This is a genomic window from Paenibacillus barengoltzii G22, assembly GCF_000403375.2.
Classification (GTDB): Bacteria; Bacillota; Bacilli; order Paenibacillales; family Paenibacillaceae; genus Fontibacillus; species Fontibacillus barengoltzii.
Genome location: NZ_KE159654.1, coordinates 291,777 through 310,040, shown reverse-complemented (window position 1 = coordinate 310,040; position 18,264 = coordinate 291,777). Strand labels below are relative to the sequence as shown.

General features: G+C 55.1%; 15 protein-coding genes. 10 read left to right on the top strand and 5 right to left on the bottom strand.

Annotated elements, in window-relative coordinates; genetic code table 11:
• Positions 1-2,736 carry an alpha-mannosidase gene (locus tag C812_RS16350; RefSeq protein WP_016313760.1) on the top strand — a complete coding sequence of 912 codons (2,736 nt, stop codon included), beginning with the start codon at positions 1-3 and terminating at the stop codon, positions 2,734-2,736.
• Positions 2,737-3,406: 670 nt separating this feature from the next.
• Here the strand turns inward: C812_RS16350 and C812_RS16345 are convergent.
• The 3 genes from C812_RS16345 to C812_RS16335 form a co-directional block, all read right to left on the bottom strand.
• A complete protein-coding gene (locus C812_RS16345; protein WP_016313758.1) occupies positions 3,407-4,264 on the bottom strand; it encodes a sugar phosphate isomerase/epimerase family protein in 858 nt (285 codons plus the stop codon).
• A gap of 257 nt (positions 4,265-4,521) precedes the next feature.
• Positions 4,522-5,400, bottom strand: coding sequence for a sugar phosphate isomerase/epimerase family protein (locus C812_RS16340; protein ID WP_016313757.1), 879 nt, complete (start codon positions 5,398-5,400; stop codon positions 4,522-4,524).
• 30 nt (positions 5,401-5,430) lie between these two features.
• Positions 5,431-6,489, bottom strand: coding sequence for a Gfo/Idh/MocA family protein (locus tag C812_RS16335; RefSeq protein WP_028537522.1), 1,059 nt, complete (start codon positions 6,487-6,489; stop codon positions 5,431-5,433).
• A gap of 142 nt (positions 6,490-6,631) precedes the next feature.
• On the opposite strand from C812_RS16335, the gene C812_RS16330 reads away from it, so the two are divergent.
• Together C812_RS16330 and C812_RS16325 are read left to right on the top strand one after the other, a co-directional pair.
• Positions 6,632-7,492 (top strand): helix-turn-helix domain-containing protein, encoded by an 861-nt coding sequence (locus C812_RS16330; RefSeq protein WP_016313755.1) that lies wholly within the window; start codon positions 6,632-6,634, stop codon positions 7,490-7,492.
• A gap of 46 nt (positions 7,493-7,538) precedes the next feature.
• On the top strand, positions 7,539-9,464 hold the full coding sequence (locus tag C812_RS16325; RefSeq protein WP_016313754.1) for a beta-N-acetylhexosaminidase: 1,926 nt from the start codon (positions 7,539-7,541) through the stop codon (positions 9,462-9,464).
• Positions 9,465-9,472: 8 nt separating this feature from the next.
• Here the strand turns inward: C812_RS16325 and C812_RS16320 are convergent, their stop codons facing one another.
• A complete protein-coding gene (locus tag C812_RS16320; protein WP_016313753.1) occupies positions 9,473-10,432 on the bottom strand; it encodes a helix-turn-helix transcriptional regulator in 960 nt (319 codons plus the stop codon).
• Between the two features lie 149 nt (positions 10,433-10,581).
• On the opposite strand from C812_RS16320, the gene C812_RS16315 reads away from it, so the two are divergent.
• The 4 genes from C812_RS16315 to C812_RS16300 all read left to right on the top strand — a co-directional run bounded on the left by C812_RS16315 (position 10,582) and on the right by C812_RS16300 (position 13,624).
• Positions 10,582-11,004: a VOC family protein gene (locus C812_RS16315; RefSeq protein ID WP_016313752.1), complete on the top strand. Its 423-nt coding sequence runs from the start codon at positions 10,582-10,584 to the stop codon at positions 11,002-11,004.
• 121 nt (positions 11,005-11,125) lie between these two features.
• Entirely contained in the window at positions 11,126-11,470 is a 345-nt protein-coding gene (locus C812_RS16310) for a thioredoxin family protein (protein ID WP_016313751.1), read from the top strand.
• Between the two features lie 93 nt (positions 11,471-11,563).
• A complete protein-coding gene (locus C812_RS16305) occupies positions 11,564-12,541 on the top strand; it encodes an AAA family ATPase (RefSeq protein ID WP_016313750.1) in 978 nt (325 codons plus the stop codon).
• 3 nt (positions 12,542-12,544) lie between these two features.
• Positions 12,545-13,624 carry a DUF58 domain-containing protein gene (locus C812_RS16300; protein WP_016313749.1) on the top strand — a complete coding sequence of 360 codons (1,080 nt, stop codon included), beginning with the start codon at positions 12,545-12,547 and terminating at the stop codon, positions 13,622-13,624.
• Positions 13,625-13,704: 80 nt separating this feature from the next.
• On the opposite strand, the gene C812_RS16295 is transcribed toward C812_RS16300, so the two are convergent.
• Positions 13,705-14,490, bottom strand: a complete 786-nt coding sequence (locus C812_RS16295; RefSeq protein ID WP_208855764.1) for a GNAT family N-acetyltransferase — start codon at positions 14,488-14,490, stop codon at positions 13,705-13,707.
• A gap of 597 nt (positions 14,491-15,087) precedes the next feature.
• Here C812_RS16295 and C812_RS16290 point away from each other — a divergent pair.
• The 3 genes from C812_RS16290 (at position 15,088) to C812_RS16280 (ending at position 18,252) form a co-directional block, all read left to right on the top strand.
• Positions 15,088-16,359, top strand: coding sequence for a glycosyl hydrolase family 28-related protein (locus C812_RS16290; RefSeq protein ID WP_016313747.1), 1,272 nt, complete (start codon positions 15,088-15,090; stop codon positions 16,357-16,359).
• A 136-nt stretch (positions 16,360-16,495) separates the two neighbouring features.
• Positions 16,496-17,554, top strand: coding sequence for a polysaccharide deacetylase family protein (locus tag C812_RS16285; RefSeq protein WP_051134999.1), 1,059 nt, complete (start codon positions 16,496-16,498; stop codon positions 17,552-17,554).
• Positions 17,555-17,565: 11 nt separating this feature from the next.
• Positions 17,566-18,252 (top strand): YveK family protein, encoded by a 687-nt coding sequence (locus C812_RS16280; protein ID WP_016313745.1) that lies wholly within the window; start codon positions 17,566-17,568, stop codon positions 18,250-18,252.
• Positions 18,253-18,264: the final 12 nt, after the last annotated feature.

The following is an 18,264-nucleotide window of genomic DNA, read 5'->3' as shown; positions in this document are numbered from 1 at the left end:
ATGAGCAAGCAAAGAACGGCCCATATCGTCTCCCATACACACTGGGACCGGGAATGGTATTTGCCGTACGAGAAGCATCACGTTCGTCTGGTTGAGCTGGTGGATGCACTGCTCGATAAGCTGGACGGAGACTCAGCGTTCCGCAGCTTTTATCTCGACGGTCAAACGATCATTATCGAAGATTATTTGCAAGTACGACCAGAGAATAAGGAACGTCTGGAAAAATACATCCGCGAAGGCCGCATCCTTATCGGACCTTGGTACATTTTGCAGGATGCATTTCTGACGAGCGGGGAAGCGAATATTCGCAATATGCAAATTGGTCATCAGGACGCGTTGAAATACGGCGTGCCCGCGAAGATCGGCTACTTCCCGGACACCTTCGGCCTCGTTGGGCAAATCCCGCAATTGATGCTGCAGTCTGGGATTCGCAACGCGTTTTTTGGCCGCGGTGTGAAGCCGACCGGCTTCAACAATACCGTATCCGATGGCGGGTATGAGTCCTCCTTCTCCGAGCTGATCTGGGAAGGTCCGGACGGCTCCAAGGTGCTGGGAATCCTGTTCGCCAACTGGTATTCCAACGGTAACGAGGTGCCGGTGGATGAAGCGGAAGCGAAGGCGTTCTGGGACCGCAAGCTGGCAGATGCGGAGAAATACGCTGCTACCAGCGAGCTGCTGTTCATGAACGGCTGCGACCATCAGCCGCTGCAGCTGGACCTGCCGGAAGCAATTCGTACGGCGGAGAAGCTGTACCCGGACACGAAGTTCATTCATTCGAACTTCCCGGATTATTTGCGCGAGTTGGAAGCAGCACTGGAAGGCCGCGAGCTGTCTACCGTTAAGGGCGAGCTGCGCAGCCAGCGCACTGACGGCTGGGGGACGCTGGTGAACACAGCCTCCTCGCGAGTGTATCTGAAGCAGATGAACCAAGTCGGCCAGGCCCTGCTGGAGAAAGTCGCCGAGCCGCTTGCCTCCATGGCCAATCTGCTTGGGAAGGATTACCCGCATCACCTGTTTACGTATGCGTGGAAAACTTTGATGCAAAACCATCCGCACGACAGCATTTGCGGATGCAGCGTAGACGAGGTGCACCGCGAGATGGTCACCCGCTTCGCGAAGAGCCGCCACGTTGCCGAGGCGCTCATCGACGACAGCAAGCGGGTGATCGCGGATGCGGTGAACACCTCCGTCTTCGCCCAGTATGGCGAAGACCCGTTGCCGCTGGTCGTGTTTAATACGACCGGCTGGAGCCGCACGGGCACCGTGTCCATTGAGCTGGACGCTGCCCGGCTGTATTTGCGCGAAGGCCTCGGTCTCGAGGAGACCGGCCGCCGCATGAAGGCGGTCGACCTGTCGGGCCGTGAGCTGGTCGACGAGCAAGGGAACACCGTGCCTTGCACGGTCGAGGATCTCGGGCTGTTGTTCGGCTATGATTTGCCGGACGACAAGTTCCGCCAGCCGTACATGTGCCGCCGTGTGAAGCTGACGTTCCAGGCCGCTGATGTAGCTGCACTGGGTCTGCGCACTTACGCGTGGGTGCGCCGGAAATCGGCGGCAGCTGCTTCAAAGCCGGCCTCGTTGTTCACGGGCAACCGGGTCATGGAGAACGAGAAGCTGAAGGTGGAAATTGCGGAAGACGGATCCTTTACATTGACCGATAAAGGAACTGGGCAAGTGTACCGGGACCTCGGTATCTATGAAGACACCGGAGATATCGGGAACGAGTACATGTACAAACAGCCGGAAGGCGAAAAGCCGCTGACCACCAAAGGACTGGCTGCACAAATCCGCGTCATTGAGGACGAACCGTACCGCGCTTCCGTGGAAATCTGCCACGACTGGGAGATCCCGGCGTCCGCTGATGAGAAGCTGGACGAAGAGATGCGCGAGCTGGTGTACTATCCTTATCGGAAAGCGCAACGCAGCAGCAAGCTGACAACGCTGAAGCTGCGGACGGTCATATCGTTGGAGGTAGAGGGCAAAGGCGTTCATATTGAAACGACGATTGATAACACGGCGAAGGATCATCGCGTCCGTGCCCTGTTCCCAACCGATCTGAATGCCACGGTACATCAAGTAGATTCGATGTTTGAAATCGCTGAACGGAGCATTGAACCGGCACCGGAGTGGGAAAACCCAAGCAACACCCAGCATCAGCAAGCATTCGTGGACGTGAGCGGTGAAGGAGCCGGTTTGACCGTCGCCAACCTGGGCTTAAACGAATACGAAGTGCTGCGCGACGGTCGGAACACGATCGCCGTGACGTTGCTCCGCTCTGTGGGCGAGCTCGGGGACTGGGGCTTGTTCCCGACGCCGGAAGCACAGTGCCTGGGCGTGCACACCGCCCGGATGGAGCTGATTCCGCATAACGGCGACGGTATGACGTCCGGCGCGTTTACGGAAGCTTACCAGTTCCAAATTCCGTGGACGCTCAGCCAAACAGAAATGCACGAAGGGAACTTGCCCCCGTCGTATACACCGTTCCTATGGGAAGGCCAGGAGCTGGCATTTTCCTCGCTCAAAATGAACGAGAAGACCGGCGATCTGCTGCTGCGTTGGTATAACATGAGCAAGCAGTCATCCGAGCTGACGCTCGGCTTGAACATCCCATACGATCATTTCTATAAAACAACGATTCTCGAGGAAGAAGCGGCACCGCTGGCCAAGAACGCCGCAGGCGGACTATCCCTGCTAGCCGGCCCATGCGAGATCGTAACCATCGGAGTTCGTCGGTAATCAGGGGAGCGCTTGAACCTGTACCGGAAAAGAACAAAGGTTATCCCGCCATTGTCTGTTTGAATGGCAGGATAACCTTTTTTTGTCTCTGGAGCCTCCTTTACGTGATTATCCCTTTCGTTCAGAGAGAGGTGGGGGATGGAGTGGTGATTGGTTCTCTGAGTTGCCACCTGATTAATAGGGATAGTCATGCTAAAGGGATCTGCCATGTAGTCACGGAGCCTCCTTTACGTGATTATCCCTTTTGTTCAGAGAGACACGGGGGGGGGGGGCAGAGTGATGGTTGGTTCTCTGAGTTGCCACCTGATTAATAGGGATAGTCATGCAAAGGGACCTGCCATGTAGTCACCGAGCCTCCTTTACGTGATTATCCCTTTCGTTCAGAAATAGAGAAGTTGAAAAGAGTTAAGGGGATTCAAATGGTGAGTGAAGCGCAAGCAGAATAGGGATGGCATGGGTAGGAGTAGGTGAGTTAGAAAGTGGCCATATGCTTGTCTCTAGATAGTCACCCACCTGATTCAAGGGGATAATCATTAAAAAGAGCCCACATGCAGTAAGGGGCTCCTCGATCCAGCTCATACAAGCTATTAAAAAAGTGAGGTATACCAACGTATACCTCACTTCACTCAACCGCGCTGTTGTCCGGGGGCGAGTTGAGTTCGAGTATAGCCTATACTTCGTCCCAGATCCGCCGGACGTTGTCGAAGGCGATGCGGGTGCCTTGGCGGCAGTCTTCCATGCCTTCGTATTCGATGGAGAGGTAGCCGTCGTAGCCGGACGACTTCACGATGCGCAGGATCTCCCATAGGTCGAGATCGCCCTGGCCGGCGATGGCGCCGCGCAGGTACTGGCCGCCTGCGCTGCGGAACCAGCCGGCGCCGGGGTTGCGGTTCTCGGGCCGGATGTAGAAGTCCTTAACGTGAACCATCGAGGCGTAGCTGATGTTCTTCTTCACGGCGACAACAGGGTTCTCGTCAACGCAAACGAAGTTGCCGACGTCAAGCGTCGTCTTGTAGTTTGGCCGGTCGACGGCATGGATTACCGCTTGCACCCGGTCGCTGTCCTGCACGTAATAGCCGTGGTTTTCCAGGCTGGTTGTGATGCCATACTGTGCGGCATAGTCGGCGATTTCTCGGCAGGCGTCCGCGATCCGCGGCAGGTCCTCCTGAAACCGGACGATCGAGGTGTCCTGCCGGGAGGCGACGTCGTGCCGCATCAGCTTGACGCCAAGCGCATGGGCATGGTCGACCTCGCGTTTGACGCGGGCGATCTCCGCCCGGTAAGCCTCCTCCGAGTCGACGATGAAGTTGGCGCCGATCGCGTAGTTGGACACGACGATACCAGCCTTCGCCGCCCGCTCACGGATCTGCTCGATGAGACCCGGATCATCGTTGAAGTTAAAGCCCAGCGGCACAATTTCGATATGCTCGCCGCCGATCTCGGCGACCCAATCGATGACTTCCAGCAGCGACATCGATCCGGCCTGCATCGCTTGATAGAGGCTGTATGAACTGACTCCCAGTTTCATAAAAAGGGTCCATCTCCTTTAGTGATAGTTCCAAGCTAACGGACTCCAGAGGCGCTATTTGCCTGCTTTAGGGCGTTATACTCACGTAACGGACCGAGGAGGCCTTATTTCGGATGGAGCCGATCAAATCGCCGCAGTAGAGAGTCCATAAGGTCGCTGGAGTCCGTTACGGCGGGAAATCATCGGGAAATAAGCTAATAAGGTCATTTGGGTCCGTTACGTGAGGCAGAGAGATCGGCTGATTTCCCGAGAGGCAACTATCCCCGGAACGACTGGATAAACTTCACAGCCTGACGGATATCCTCTTCTGGATTGTCGCCGACTTCGCGTTCAATCGTCAGGTAGCCGGTGTAGCCGATTTCCTGCAGGGCGGCGAAATATGCCGGGAAGTCAACGCTGCCCTTGCCCAGCGGTACTTCCTCGAAGCCTGCACCGGAGGCGGCCATATCGGCGATTTTTTCGTGGCTCATGGCATCGTAGCCGAGGAAGCCGTACACGTCCCGCGGATCCACCGGGCGATGGCGGACGCCGTCCTTGACGTGCGTATGGACGATGTATTCCCGCAGCGTTTTGACGCCTTGAACCGGGTCATCTCCCGTGACCATCACCATGTTGGCCGGGTCGAAGTTGACGGAGACGCCGTTGGTGCTGAGGGTGTCCAGGAAGCTTTTTAGATGAGCAGCAGGCTCGGGTCCGGTCTCGATCGCAAAATAAGCGTTCAGACTCTTCGCATACACGCCCAGCTCCTCACACGCCTCTTGCATGGCTGCGTAAATGGGGCTGTTGGTGTCCTCCGGCACGATGCCGATATGCGTAGTCACCACGTTGGTGCCCAGTTCCACCGCCAGATCGAGAATGCGCTTGGACTTTTCGATTTTGGCGGGGTTGGCGGTAGCATCCTGAAATCCATGGCCGGCCAGGTCGCCGCACAAGGCGGAGATTTCAAGCCCCAGGCTGTTGATGTAATCGCGCAGCTCTTTGCGCTTGGCTCCGGTTAGAACCTCGGGATCCATCTCGCCGGAAACGGCATAGATCTGTACGCCGTCGGCACCGGCTTCCTTCGCTTTCTTTAAGCCTTCCTTCACGCCTACGCCAAAGCTGTCAACGATAATGCCAATTTTGTTATTTAGCTTCATCGTGCTCACGCCTCCTTGGACTTCATAAGATTAAAAATGAATTTCCCGGCCTTCGGCAGCCGAATCGTAAATTGCGTTCAGGATTTTAATCATTTCCACACCGTCTTCCACCGGGCTGATCGGCGGAATGCCATCCAGGCAGCTAGCGACAAAATGGTCGATTTCATTCTGGAAGGCCCCGCTGAAATCAAAGCCTGGCGTACTGATCTGCGGTTCGATATTCACGATGGTGTTGTGGCGCTCCGTCACGATCGACAATGTCGGTTCAATTTCGGCGCCGCCCTTGTCGCCATAGATATTAATCAGTGCGGAATTTTGCTTCGCATGCAAGGAGAAGCTGACGTCTACAAGCAGTGACGCACCGTTCTCGAAGCGAATCAACGCATTGGCCATATCCTCCACCGTGTTGAGGGAGGCATCGTAGTCTGCTGCTTGGTAAAACGAGTAGTTCTCGATGTTCGAACGATTCCCCAGTTTCGCATAGGTGTTGCCGCTCACCGATTTGACTTTCGGCCGGCCCATCAGATACCAGCACAGATCGATGGCGTGCACGCCGATGTCGATCAGCGGGCCGCCGCCGGAGCGCGACTTGTCGGCGAACCAGCCGCCGGGATTGCCAAGCCGACGCAAGAGGCTCGCTTTGGCATAATAAATCTCGCCGAGGTCTCCGGCATCGATAAATTTCTTCAGCACCGCGATGTTGGAGGCGTGCCGCCGTACATAACCGACTTGCAGCAGGTTACCGGTCCGCTCGACGGCTTGTTGTACTTGCAGAGCCTCGTCCACCGTAATGCAGAGCGGCTTCTCGCAGAGAACCTGCTTGCCGGCCTCTAAAGCGGCGATGCTAATCGGGGCGTGGGTGTTGTTCCAGGTGCAGATGCTGACTGCCTGGACTTCCGGATTAGCGAACATCTCGCGGTAATCCGTGTAAACGTGCGGGATGTCGTATTTGCTTGCCATGCTCCGAGCCCGTTCCTCGTTCACGTCACAGATGGCGAGCAACTTGGCTCGCGGGTTGGCACGGTAGGCTTGCAGATGGGACTCGGAAATGGAACCTGTGCCGACCAGGCCGATGTTCAGTTGGCTCATTTTTCGCAAGTGCACCCTTTCGTTCTCCGCGCGAGTTTGCTACAATGAGAGCATTCATTCGCTAGGATATGTTTTATTTATTCAAATCTATGTTTAGGCACCCCTAATTTAGCACAGGGATTTAAAAGGGAGAATGTTCAGGATGACAAAATATCTGGATTATATGATCAGTCCTGAGCCAATTCGTTTGTTTAATCCCGCGGTGGATGCGAGCCGGCGCAAAATCCAATCGTTATCCGTCGTGAACGCCGGTCATCTGCCCGGGCGTACGATGCAGCGTGCGGACGCGAGGTTCCGGTACTGGGCATTTGTGGTGATCACGGGCGGGAGCGGGTACTACCAAGCTGGCAACGCGGAAAGGCAGGAGGTTACGGCAGGCTCCTGGTTCTGTCTGTATCCGAACGAAACGTTTCAGTACGGTCCACACGCGGAAGGGCATTGGGACGAATATTATTTCACGGTGGAAGGTTCAAGGGTGGAGGAATGGCTGGGCAGCTGGTTGCAGCACCCCGAGCAGGTGAAAAAAGCAACGATCGATGAATCCCTCATTAACCGGATGGAGCTCATGTTCATGTTGATTGACAGCGGCGTGCCAAGCAATCTTGACCGGGCTTCCCTCATGCTGGAGTCGTTCCTGTACGAGCTGGTATCGCAGGCGGATCAAGCGGAAGCGGGAAACCGGGGACGGTTCGTGATGAAAGTCATCGAGGACATTGCCGCTTCCCTGTATGCCGGTCCAACACCGGAGGAGCTGGCGGCGCGGCATCATATTTCGATGTCCACGCTTCGGCGGATCGTGCACGAATATTCGGGTTATCCGCTGAATGAATTCATTCACCGGCTGAAGGTGGCTGAGGCCAAGAACGTCCTGATGAACACGGAGAAAAGCGTCAAGGAAATCGGCGAATCGCTGGGGTATCAGGATACGTTTTATTTCTCGCGTGTGTTCAAGCGAATTACCGGATGTTCGCCGCGAAGTTATCGGCGCGAAGGTGGACAGTGAGTCTCTGGGCGCAGGGGTTTACACATTTGAGGAGGAGGTTCACGGGATGAAGCTTTTTTTTCAAGGATGGGATGAGGAATTAGTTCATGGTGTGAAAGAATTGGAGGCTCAACTCGGATTCCAAATGGATCCTTCGGGATTACCGGTGGAAGTCGTACGATTGTCTCCAGATGCGGGACAGCTGCGTGTTACGCTGAGCGGCGGGAAAGGCCGGATTGAATATGTGGAGAAGATTCACTTCTTCCGCGCCTTAGGGTTGTTTGTGGAGCACACCAAGACGAAAGAATCGTTTGACCTCACGGAGCGGCCGAGCTTCGATTACAACGGAGCAATGCTGGACGCATCGCGCAACGCGGTAATGCGGGTGGATGCGATCAAGCAGATGCTGCGTTACATGGCGGTGATGGGGCTGAACGGGCTGATGATGTATACCGAGGACACATACGAAGTGCCGGAACTGCCTTACTTCGGGTATATGCGGGGGCGTTATACTGCGGAAGAACTGCGGGAATGTGATGATTATGCGGCATTGTTTGGCATCGAAATGATCCCGTGCATTCAGACGCTGGGGCATTTATTTCATGCGCTGAAATGGCAGTACGCCGAGCCGTTGCGCGACCATCCGGACATCGTGCTGCCGGGCTCGCCGGCCACGTATGAATTCCTGGAGCAGTCGATTCGGGCAGCGTCGGCGCCATTCCGGTCGAAGCGGATCCATATCGGCATGGACGAAGCGTTTCAAGTTGGACTGGGTCGGTATTTACGGGACAACGGCTTCCGCGATCGGTTCGAGGTTATGAACGAGCATGTCGGCCGAGTGATGGAGATCACCGGGAAGCTGGGGCTGGAGCCGATGATCTGGAGCGATATGTATTTCAACCTGTTATCAAACGATGTGCAGGGCGGGTTGTATAACATGGAGGCGGATTTTTCCGAGGAAAATATGGCCAAAATCCCGAAAGGCCTCCGGTTCGTGTACTGGAACTACTGGGGCACGGATGAGAATGCGTACAAAGAGGTGTTTAATAAGCACCGGTTGCTCGGATCGGAGCCGATCTTTGCCGGGGGCATCCATATGTGGAACCTGATGGCCCCGAACCACGGCAAAACGTGGTCGTCCATGCACCCTGCGCTGCGTGCTGCCAAACGGAGCGGCTTGCGGGAAGTGTTTGCGACCGCGTGGGGCGATAACGGGAACGAGGCGAGTCATTTTGTGATTTTACCGGGTCTGCAGCTGTTTGCTGAATATGGGTACCATGACGGCGAGATCACGGACGAGCATCTGCAGAAGCGGTTAGCCGCTTGCACGGGGCTTGATTTGTTTGGACCGCTCGAAGCGTTGAAGGGGATGGATGAAGTGCCGGAGGTCCATGAAGGGAATTATTACGGCGCGAATCCGTCGAAGTTCCTGCTCTGGCAAGATCCGCTGATCGGCTTGTTCGACAAGCATGTGGAAGGCATGGAAAAGACGCTGCCGGACTATTATGCCGGGTTGGCTGAGAAATGGCAGGGTTACCTTGCCGGAGAGGGAAGCGAATGGACGGAGCCGTTTACCGCGATGTTTGCTTTCTATGAAAAGCTCGCCGCTGCGCTGTCCGTGAAGTCGACGCTAGGCGTAACGATCAAGCGCCTTTACGATGCCGGCGACCGGGATGGACTGCGGCGGATCGCCGACGAGACGCTGCCGGAGCTGCGCCGCCGGGTTGACGAGTTGCGTGTGGCGCACCGGGAACTGTGGCTTGGAACGTACAAGCCGTTTGGCTGGGAAGTACTCGACATCCGCTATGGCGGAGTACTCAGCCGCGCTGCGTCGGCGCGTGACCGCCTTTTGGACTACGTAAATGGCCGGGTGCCGCAGCTGGAAGAGCTGGAAGCTGAGCGTCTGGTGTTCAACCAGAACAACGTGTTTGGCACGCTGGATGTGAACGGCTTGTACCATCAGATTGTGACGGCAGGCTCGCTGTCGATGTAATTTGCCGCTTACGAGTACTTCTCCAACAGCTCGCTTAATGTCCGCTTGATCGAATCCACGAGCTCCGGCGGTTCAAGGACGGTGGCCTCCTGGCCAAGGCCAATAAAGAACGTCGCGAGGTATGACAGCTCGCTGGCTGGGAACGGCCCTGCCAGCCGGCCGGAGCCATCCTCACGGATGTGAAGCAGCAGGTGGCGGCGGATGAACTGGCCTTCGCAAGCCTCAACGCCCAGCGGGGTAAGCTCCACTGCGCAGTTCAAGAGCGCTGGCTTGCGGCTGAGATGCTCCTCCCAGTTGCCGAGATGGACGTCGCGCAGGTCAAGCGGTTCCGGCGCGTCGGGCCCTGCAGCAGCCTCGGCTGAGGTGATGCGATCGCAACGGAACAAGCGGAAATCGCGCCGCTCGAAGCAATAAGCCGGGCAGTACCATAAGCCGTCGCTGGCGTATATGCCAACCGGCTGGATCTGACGGCAGGTGGAGACGCCGCGCCGCGATTCGTAGTTTATCCGGAGGACTTGCTGTTGGATAGCGGCTTCCAACAGCAAGCCTAAATACGGAAAAGCCGATTGCCGCGTCGGGGCCACAAAGTCGACGCGGTTTTTCATTTGGTCGATCCGATCTCGGACATCGCTGGACATATAGTGATAGAACTTGCCCAGCGCTGAGGATGTTTCCGTTTCAAACGGAAGAAATTGATAGTGGCGCAGGGCATGGCTGGCGAAGAAGATCGACACCGCCTCTTCTTCGGTAAAGGCGATCGGCGGCAGAACTCGCTCGTTCAGCACCTGATATCCGCCATGCGGCCCAACTTCGGAATACAGCGGCACGCCAAGTTCGCTAAGCTCCTGCAGGTCCCGAAGGATCGTGCGGGGGGAGACGCCAAATTCTTGGGCGAGTTCCTTCACGGTGAACCTGCGTTTGCGATTCACCGTCATCATCAGTTCCATGAGCCGTTTCGATTTGGACATGTGACTTAAAGCTCCGTTCGTGATTTTTTTAATTACGACAATAGTTGTCACTATTATGAGCTACACTGAGTACAAAGTCCAGTGAAGCGGACTTGAACCTGCGCCGATGCGTGCGGGGGAAATGATGAGGATAAAGGAGCGGATCGAAGATGATTTTAACGGCCAGCCCATTAATTGCGTTGAACGGAGAAGCGGCGGAGGCGATTGCCTTCTATGAACAAATGCTGGAGGCGAAGGTAGTCTTTAAGGAGACGTTTGGCGAAATGCCGGAGCCGAAGCAGCCGATGAGCGAGGAGCTGCAGAAGCGGATTTCCCATTCCGTACTGAAGCTGGGAGACACCGTGATGTATGTGTCGGATAAGTTTCCCGATGAGCCGCACACCGTCGGCAACCAGGTGACCGTGTGCCTCACCATAGACACGGCGGAGCACGCGAAGCGGATATTTGATGGTTTGAAGCAAGGGGGAGAGGTGCACCAGCCGCTGCAGCCGATGTACTTCAGTCCGGCGTACGGTGTTGTGACCGACAAGTTTGGCGTCACCTTCTGCGTGTTTACGAAACGCCCGGCATAAAAGCCGGATTCGGAAGCGGCCTTTTCGTTTTTTGACGAAAGGGCCGTTTTCCTATGCTATGATAAGAGATAACAGTTGCATCAAAGAGATCTAGAGACCAAGAGACAGGAGCTGGGGACCTGTGAGCATACGTGAAATTACGGAGCAGGAATGGCTGATGCAAGCGGAGAAGAGAAGGGAGACTAAGCAGACGGGGAAGGAAGTTGGTACGGGCAGGGAGGCTTTATTTTTCGTTACGACGCTTTGCGGGACCTGCCAACTGGCGGAAAAAATGCTGGAGATCGTCCTGGCGTCCGGCCCTTGTATTCCGGTGTCCAAGCTGAACATCAACTATACCCCGATCCTGCGGGAACGATGGCGAATCGCCAGCGTCCCTTGTCTGATCGTACTCGAAGACGGGGTGCCGGTCCGTCAGGAGTACGCGATGCGTTCGGTGGTGGACTTAAGCGAGTGGCTGCGGGTGTAAGGCTGTCAGACCGTCTAGGCCCTCCTTTGGGCTATAGCGTTTGGAAAGCGGTAACAACGCACGACTAATTTTGCGATGAAGGTGGTTTTTCCTATGGAACTTCGGGAAGCGGTAGAGATGATCGGGCGGATTCGCCGCAATATCGGTGAGGTGGTGGTTGGGAAGGAGAACGTGGTGGATTTGCTGCTCGCCGCGTTGCTTGGGAACGGACATGTGCTGCTGGAGGACGTGCCGGGGACCGGCAAAACGCTGCTGGCCAAAGCGTTAGCCAAATCGCTGGGCGGCGAGTTTAAACGCATCCAGTTTACGCCGGACCTGCTGCCATCCGATTTGAGCGGCATTAATTTCTATAATCAAAAGACCGGCGATTTCGAGTTCCGCTCGGGGCCGGTGTTTACCCATGTGCTGTTGGCGGACGAAATTAACCGGGCGACACCGCGGACGCAGTCCAGCTTGCTGGAGTGTATGGAGGAACGGCAGGTGACGATCGACGGGGTGACGCATGAGCTGGCGGCGCCGTTTTTCGTTATGGCGACGCAGAACCCGGTGGATCAGCAGGGCACGTTCCCGCTGCCGGAAGCCCAATTGGACCGCTTCCTGATGCGGATTGCCATGGGGTATCCAACATCCGACGAGGGCGTGTCCATTCTGGGACGCTTCAAGGAGCATCAGCCGCTGGCCGAGCTCCTTCCGGTCGCTTCGGCTGCGGAAGTGGCGGAAGCGCAGCGGTTCACGCAGACCGTCCGCACAGCGGAGGATCTGCTCGTGTATATCGTGGCGATTACCGAGGCAACCCGTAAGCATCCGGAGGTCAAGCTGGGAGCGAGCCCACGGGCGAGCATGAGTCTGCTGCGCGCCTCGCAAGGATTGGCGTTGATTCGGGGCCGTGATTACGTGACGCCGGACGACATCAAGGCGGTGGCCGTGCCGGTGCTGGCGCATCGACTGCTCCTTCGCCACAGCTTGCGCGGTGCGGATAACCCCGGGGCCGAAGTGGTGCGCCAGGTGTTAGAGCAGGTGGAGGTTCCGGCTGAAGCGGTGCTGGCGGCACAGGGCAAGCGGGGGGACTGACCGATGTTGCCTTGGCTCCTGATCAGCGCCGTAGGGATCATCGCGGCTTTGGCGCTCATTTACCGCTGGAGAGCTTTGAAAGGCGTTCGTTATCGGCGTTATTTTACGGAACGGGCGGTGTTTGAAGGGGATACCGTCGAAATGGTTGAGGTAATCTCGAACGCCAAGCTGCTGCCATTGCCGTGGCTTCGGCTTGAATCCAGCATCGCTGTCGGCCTGACGTTTGGCCGGCAGAGCAACTTGAACATCCATGCCGGGGAGATCTATCAGAACCACAGCAGCTTGTTCCATCTGCGGCCGTACCGGCAAATCACGCGGCACCACCAAGTGATCTGCTCGCGCCGGGGATGGTACCGGCTGGAATCGGCCACGATGACGACGGGGGATCCGTTTGGAATGAACGCCGAGGTCAAGCGGTTCCCGCTGGATCTTGAACTGCTAGTGTACCCGCGAATTCTGGAGCTGCAGGAACTGCCGCTGCCCAATCACAGCTGGTTGGGGGAACTGCCTGTCCGGCGTTGGATCGTGGAGGATCCGTTCCTGACCGCGGGCACCCGCGAGTACCGGGCTGGCGACCCGCTGGGCAGCATCAACTGGAAGGCGACGGCTCGCACCGGCAAGCTGCAGGTGCATCAACGTGATTATACAGCCGACCATCGGCTGATGATTTGCCTCAACCTGGAGACCAGTGATTCGATGTGGAAGACGGTCATCGATCCGGAGCGCATTGAGCTGGGAATCCGTTACGCGGCGACTGTGGCCGAGCATGCGCTCCGCAGCGGTCTGGCGGCGGGATTCGCCTGCAATGCATGCTTGGCGGACGGGCCAAGGGAGCCGATTCGGATTGCACCGTATGCCTCCGCAGACCAGTTCACTTTGCTGCTTGAGACGCTGGCCCGGATGGTGCTGGACAAAACCGTCTCGATGATCCGATTGCTGGAAATCGAGCTGGAGGCAGGCACAACCGATACCGATTATCTGATCATCTCCTGCCACCGGGGGGAGAAGCTGGTGGAAACCGCCGAACTGCTGCGGCAAAACGGCAACGGTGTAGAGTGGATGGATATTCCTGCGGTGGTGTAACAGCTGCAAGAGAATATAAGAATATAGAAGAAGCGCTGGATATAAAGCCGGCGCTTCTTCTTTTTACTGCTTCCCATTACCTACAGCGGCTGATGGGAGTTCCGGATAAATCGCAGCCAGTGGAGCCCAGCGCGTAAGATCTCCTTCATTCCTGGCGACCGGATGAGATAGTACGGGGTGACCTGGCCCCCCCAATTTGTTTTGGAATAGGCGATGGTAGGGATATTGGCCCCTGCGAAATCGAATTCGGCGAAGCCTAAATTAGATAAGTCCTGAAGGGCTAAGCTTTGCGATTGTTGGACTACGCCGTAGTTCAGATGTTCCGTTTTGCTGGCTGCGATCCAACCAAATGCCCGGCGGCCATCCAGCGAGACGATGACGCTGGTGCTGACCGGCTCCCCATCGGGTGCATAACAAACATAGGCTCGGAAGGCCTGATCTCCGAGCAGACTTTGGGCCAGTTCGAGATCTTGACGTGTGAGGTGGTGGCTGAACCCCTGACGTGTTTCCGTTCCCTCCAGGCACTGATAGACCTCGCCCATGTCCTGGGTCAGCGCTGACCGGTAGCCGGCGGCAGTCGCTTTTTTGATTTTCGCACGGATCTCCGTGCTGGCCTGATCTAGCGAGTAAGGGAGCTTCACGATGAAGGTATACTTCACCTCTGCAATATAGCCGCTCCATACAAACGGACGAACATCGGTAATATCAGGGGGAAAGACAAAGCTGGTAATGCGCTGGGCCTTTAGCATTTCGAGGATCATTGCTTTGGCGGCCTCATGCCACTGTCGATTCAGCTTATACTGTTTATCTGTTGGTGTTGGATAGAAGGAGAAAGGGTGGTAGGGATTCAAGGGTGGTAAGTACAAATGGCCCTTCCGATTAAAAAATACCAATGCTTCACCCCGTGCGGATGAGTTAGGAGCTTCCCAACGAGCTACGCGTGTGTCACAGCCCCACTTCTGGGCATGGAAAACGGCCCATTTTTCCCATAAATTTAACGTCTCCATATAGGTTCCCTCTGTTTACGTTATTAAGTGCCTTTCGGGCTTTAGATCAGCATTAGAACATGTCATCCCAACAGGAACGGATGACACAAACAATAAGCAGCAGAGGAACGGCCGTTTCTCCTCAAGATCATTGCTAGAGCACATTATATTCCATTTTACAAAAATGGGAAAGTAGGAATTTTCAGGAATGGATTCTACTTCTTGCAGTTGGAACACATCTGGAAGAATCATCGTAAAAACGATATTTTGGGTGTGGATGTCAGCACATTTTATATCATCTGTGATGTTCCTCATGTTACGTCAATAAGGCATAAAATGCCTTATTATCTGCATTTGAGCTTGTCCCTCCACATCAGAGCGAGCGATCATGCGTCGCGCGGTGTGACGGCTTCTGCCGCTCCCTCTCACAATAACTTGGCATTCTATATTATCAACCAACGAAAAGGAGGGAAGTTTATGATAAATGTAAAGAATTTTGGTGCTAAGGGTAACGGAGTTGCGGATGACACGACGGCGATCCAGCAAGCGCTGAACCAGGCAGCAAAAACCCAAGATACGGTCTATTTTCCCAAAGGGGTCTATCTGGTCAATCCGGCTAAGACGTTAAGTGTTGGAGGGAACACCACGCTAAAAGGTGATGGCAGTACGTCGATCATTCGTGCGGCATCCAACAGCTTTGGTTGGGAACTAATGCGGGTGTCGGGGTCAAACATTTTATTGACCGATTTGGTTATTGATGGTAATCTGCGAGTGAACCGGGTTCTTACAATCGCTGGGGGGAGTAAGAAGGTGACGGTTCAAGGTCTGCTCGTCAAAGGGGCAACCCATAGCACTGACCGGCGAAGTGAGTATTATACAGGGGTCGTGTCGGGCATCGTGGTGCTCGGGAATACCGAATCGATTACGATCCAGGGAACAGAGATTGCTGACGTCCTTGCTCTCAACGCGGGCGGAGCGGGTCTGGTGGCTCGAGGAATTTACGTCACGACAACCTGGGGCAGCAAGGAACGGGCGGCCCGGCAAGTATCGATCACCGGTTGTTTCATTCATCGAATTGGGCCAGCCGACGACGGAGACGGAATATATTATGAGGACCCGGCGATGGACGAGAACCGCGCTACGGGAGTTGCCAGCTTGATTGCCGACAACCGCTTTGATGAATGTGCCAAACGGGCGGTGAAGGTGTATGCCAAAGGCGTTACGGTCCGCGGCAATACAATTAACAACCCTTACCTTAACAACAATTACTATAAGGGAACCAATAAAAGCAGTTTGGCACCGGACATGTATTCGGCAATTAGTATCTATGGCGGCGATAGCGTCGTAGAGGGAAACAAAATCTCAGGCAAAGGCAGCTTCTACGCAGCGATTGAGGTCGGAGCAGGTGATTTTGTCAAAAACGTTTCCATTCTGGGGAACTCCGTCACCATGGGCAGCCAAAGCGATATTAAAGGAACGACATCGATTCGCCTTGGAAATATCCGCGATTTTGTAATTCGCGGCAACGAGCTGAACAACGGCGAACGCGGGATCTGGACCTGGCAAGATGCTGATAAAGGAAAGATTGAAAATAACATCATACGCATGCCGAAGGGCAGCGGAATTGACCTGACGACCTATTTGAAAGGGTATACGCAAAAAAACATTACGTGCACAGGGAACAAAATTACAGCAGCTACGGCCGTCAGAACCTCGTCGTCAACTAATAAGAATGTGGTAGTTCGATAGAGATTCTAGAAGTACGACAAGCTTTTTTTACAATTTCAGCTACTAAAATGGGATCACTTTGAATATAAAACGATATAGCAATCAACTTGGTAGACGGTAGAACATGCAGCTTGACCCGAAGTGAGGTGGAAAGATGGTGGGGAAAGCGGGGATTTTAGTTATCTCGCTCGATTTCGAATTATATTGGGGAGTCCGTGATCTTTATACGAAAGCGGAGTATGGCTCGAAATGGTTGCAAGAAAGGGAATGGATTCCTCCCATGCTGAAGATGTTCAAGGATGCGGGTATCCATGCGACTTGGGCGACGGTGGGGATGCTGTTTTTTGCAAACCAGCGTGAGCTTCTGGAAGGCATACCGGAGCTTAGACCGAATTATATGGACAGTCGGCTGTCCCCCTACGCCGAGATCGAAGCCGGTACCGTAGGGGAAGGGGAGATAGAGGACCCCGCTTCCTTTGCCCCATCATTGATTGAGCAAATCCGCCAGACTCCGGGTCAAGCGATCGGTTCACATACGTTCTCCCATTATTATTGCAGCGAAAAGGGACAAACGGCAGAGGAATTTTACAGTGACCTTCAAGCCGCGGTCGCCATCGCCCAAAAAAGGGGGATTTCCCTTCAAAGCCTGGTGCTTCCGCGCAACCAGCTGCGCCGCCAGTATTTACACCGACTGCCGGAGCTCGGCTTCATCACGTATCGGGGGAATCCCCGTCACTCCCTTTACCGTGAAGGATATTCAACGTCCGATCCCTGGTTCCGCCGGGTGCTGCGGCTGGCCGACAGCTACGTGAACCTGACGGGGCACCATACGTATTCGGTAGATTCGATATCGCCGCGGCTGCCTATCGATCTGCCGGCAAGCTTCTTCTTCCGAACTCCGCCCGTGACGCTCAAGCGGCTGGAGCCGCTTCGGTTAAAGCGGATCAAGGACGGAATGACTTATGCTGCCCGGCAGGGGCAGGTGTACCATTTGTGGCTCCATCCGTACAATGCGGCGGATGAGGATTTATTCCGCTCGCTGGAGAACGTCATTCACCATTACCGTCATTTGGCTGAGCGATATGGAATGATTAGCCTGAATATGGAGGAGCTTGGTGAACGAGTTTTGGCGGGAGCGGGGCAACCGGCAGCGGAAATCCCGGAGGAAGCCGAGGAAAATGCCGAAAAACATAACTTGCAGGCATTAATCGAATGAGGTGAACAACGATGGATATGGTTGATATGTGGAATGCGGTGCGGCGACATGCTCTCGCCTTTTCGATCGTCTTGGCGGTATGCGTCGGACTGGCTGTGCTACTAAACGAAGTGGTGGCTCCATCGTACAGGGCTAACGTGAGTCTGGTCGCCAATCTCGCCTCGAATCCAGAATCGAGTACATATAACGAGTTCCTAGCCAGCCAGATGCTGACGAAAACGTATGAAGATACCATTCAAAGCCGCTATGTTGCCACAGAGGTGAAGAAGAAAGTATCCACTCCTGACTCGGTTACTCAAATGCTGAAGAAGATCAAGGTCCGCACGGATCCAGGCACATTGGTCATCATGTTGTCATACACGGGGGATGATCCAAAGCAGGCGGTCGCGATCGCCAACGCCTTCGCTGAAACCTTTATCGCCAAATCCAAGGAGATTGTGGCGGGAGCTAACGTTTCGATTCTCGACTTAGCCAGCCTGGAGGAGACACAAAAACCGGTCAGCCCGCGCAAAACAATGAATATCGCCATCGCTAGCTTTATTGGTTTTTTTGCAGGTCTCAGTCTGGCTCTGATCCTGGACGCTCGGCATATCCGCAGCCGAAAAAGACGCCAAGCGCAACGGCATCTGCCGAAGGATTACCCGGAGCTGAGTGAAGCCTTGTTTCGGATCGAAGACAAATACAAAGTGCAGGGCTAATTCATATGATCA

Excerpts from the sequence above, each read along its gene's own strand:
- C812_RS16305 (WP_016313750.1), top strand. The coding sequence starts at position 11,564 with ATGGAACTTCGGGAAGCGGTAGAGATGATCGGGCGGATTCGCCGCAAT.
- C812_RS16315 (WP_016313752.1), top strand. The coding sequence starts at position 10,582 with ATGATTTTAACGGCCAGCCCATTAATTGCGTTGAACGGAGAAGCGGCG.
- C812_RS16290 (WP_016313747.1), top strand. The coding sequence starts at position 15,088 with ATGATAAATGTAAAGAATTTTGGTGCTAAGGGTAACGGAGTTGCGGAT.
- C812_RS16350 (WP_016313760.1), top strand. The coding sequence starts at position 1 with ATGAGCAAGCAAAGAACGGCCCATATCGTCTCCCATACACACTGGGAC.
- C812_RS16280 (WP_016313745.1), top strand. The coding sequence starts at position 17,566 with ATGGATATGGTTGATATGTGGAATGCGGTGCGGCGACATGCTCTCGCC.
- C812_RS16330 (WP_016313755.1), top strand. The coding sequence starts at position 6,632 with ATGACAAAATATCTGGATTATATGATCAGTCCTGAGCCAATTCGTTTG.
- C812_RS16345 (WP_016313758.1), bottom strand. The coding sequence starts at position 4,264 with ATGAAACTGGGAGTCAGTTCATACAGCCTCTATCAAGCGATGCAGGCC.
- C812_RS16340 (WP_016313757.1), bottom strand. The coding sequence starts at position 5,400 with ATGAAGCTAAATAACAAAATTGGCATTATCGTTGACAGCTTTGGCGTA.
- C812_RS16320 (WP_016313753.1), bottom strand. The coding sequence starts at position 10,432 with ATGTCCAAATCGAAACGGCTCATGGAACTGATGATGACGGTGAATCGC.
- C812_RS16325 (WP_016313754.1), top strand. The coding sequence starts at position 7,539 with ATGAAGCTTTTTTTTCAAGGATGGGATGAGGAATTAGTTCATGGTGTG.
- C812_RS16300 (WP_016313749.1), top strand. The coding sequence starts at position 12,545 with ATGTTGCCTTGGCTCCTGATCAGCGCCGTAGGGATCATCGCGGCTTTG.
- C812_RS16335 (WP_028537522.1), bottom strand. The coding sequence starts at position 6,489 with ATGAGCCAACTGAACATCGGCCTGGTCGGCACAGGTTCCATTTCCGAG.